This window comes from Pseudomonas sp. NBRC 111127 (assembly GCF_001320345.1).
Lineage (GTDB): Bacteria > Pseudomonadota > Gammaproteobacteria > Pseudomonadales > Pseudomonadaceae > Aquipseudomonas > Aquipseudomonas juntendi.
Genome location: NZ_BCBD01000305.1, coordinates 1 through 1855, shown reverse-complemented (window position 1 = coordinate 1855; position 1855 = coordinate 1). Strand labels below are relative to the sequence as shown.

The 1855-nt window shown below is 58.8% G+C and carries 2 protein-coding genes; one reads left to right on the top strand and one right to left on the bottom strand.

Annotated elements, in window-relative coordinates:
- Positions 1-109: 109 nt before the first annotated feature.
- Entirely contained in the window at positions 110-1486 is a 1377-nt protein-coding gene (locus APH30_RS27040) for a glutamine synthetase family protein (RefSeq protein WP_009681720.1), read from the bottom strand.
- 103 nt (positions 1487-1589) lie between these two features.
- Here APH30_RS27040 and APH30_RS29365 point away from each other — a divergent pair.
- Positions 1590-1855, top strand: a 266-nt coding sequence (locus tag APH30_RS29365; RefSeq protein ID WP_218186823.1) for a hypothetical protein, incomplete at its 3' end; no start/stop codon positions are given.

The window sequence follows — 1855 nt, the reverse complement described above, 5'->3', positions numbered from 1 at the left end:
TCCTGAAGGTTGTGCAGTACCTGTGGGAGCTGGCTTGCCGGCGATAGGGCCGCAAAGCGGCCCCGGCAATCTCAGCGTGTTACAGAACATCTTGGGGGCGGCGTTTTGTTTACACGGTATGCAGGTACCAGTTGTACTCGAGGTCGGAGATCGAGTGTTCGAACTCCTCCAGCTCGCTCTCCTTGCACGCGACGAAGATGTCGATGTACTTCGGATCGATGTACTTGTTCAGAATCTCGCTGTCGTCCAGCTCACGCAGAGCATCGCGCAGGTTGTTCGGCAAGCTCTGCTCAAGTTGCTCGTACGAGTTGCCTTCGATCGGCGCACCTGGCTCGATCTGGTTGGTCAGGCCATGGTGCACGCCCGCCAGCACGGCAGCCATCATCAGGTACGGGTTGGCGTCGGCACCAGCTACGCGGTGCTCGATGCGCACAGCATCGGCCGAGCCGGTCGGTACGCGCAACGCCACGGTACGGTTGTCCAGGCCCCAGCTTGGCGCGTTCGGTACGTAGAACTGCGCACCGAAGCGGCGGTAGGAGTTGACGTTCGGGCAGAGGAACGCCATGGACGCTGGCAGGGTCTCGAGCACACCGCCGACAGCGTGACGTAGCGCGGCGTTCTGCTCGGGATCCTCGCTGGTGAAGATGTTGTTGCCATCTTTGTCCAGCACGGAAATGTGTACATGCAGGCCGTTGCCTGCCTGGCCCGGGTAGGGCTTGGCCATGAAGGTGGTGTCCATTTCATGGTCGTACGCAATGTTCTTGATCAAGCGCTTGAGCAGTACCGCGTAGTCGCAGGCCTTGAGCGGGTCTGGCACGTGGTGCAGGTTGACTTCGAACTGCGCCGGGGCGCTTTCCTTGACGATGGCGTCGGCCGGGATGCCTTGTTCCTTTGCGCCTTCGAGGATGTCCTGCAGGCAGTCGGCATATTCGTCGAGGTCGTCGATCAGGTACACCTGGGTCGACTGCGGGCGTTTGCCCGAGATTGGCGAGCGCGGTGGCTGTGGGCGGCCGTTCACGTTCTCCTGGTCGATCAGGTAGAACTCCAGCTCGAACGCGGCGCAGATGGTCAGGCCCATGTCGGTGAACTTGCTCACCACCTGGCGCAGCACTTCGCGCGGGTCGGCGAAGAACGGCTCGCCTTCCAGCTCGTGCATGGTCATCAGCAGCTGGGCAGTGGGGCGCTTTTGCCACGGTTCGTTACAGAGTGTGTCTGGGATCGGATAGCAGATGCGGTCGGCATCGCCGATATCCAGGCCCAGGCCAGTGCTTTCGACGGTGGAGCCGTTGATGTCGAGGGCGAAGAGGGAGGCCGGCAAGTTGATGCCTTTCTCGTAAACCTTGTGGAGGCTGGTGCGCTCTATGCGCTTGCCGCGCACCACACCATTCATATCTGCAATCAGAAGGTCAACGTAGAGAACCTCAGGATGTTCCTTAAGGAACGCGTTCGCTTCGTTAAGCTGAACGGCACGCGGGGGTACCGACATGATGCAACACCTTTGTTGTTAAAAATATCAATCAAGGGGGGCTTGCAAGACCAGTCAACCGAAAAGCCATACTGATGTCAAGCCAACCCCATGATGCCCTGAAATGGCCCATCTACGGCAGATTTGCTGCAAATCGGGGCATGGCATTATCCGCTATTTCCCCGGTAAAGAGCTATCTCAAGCGTGCCGTGTTTTATTTTTTACGCAGGTGTTGTGTAAAAAAATGAACAAGGCTAAGCTCGGTCTCAACCCAGAACACAATAATACGAGGGTCACATGGTCCGCTTGCCGCGACCTGAAAGCACTGCGTGCGCAGTGCCATCGGGTACCTCCGCCGTTCATGCAAGCTGCGTCGCTGTTGCTGCCGCC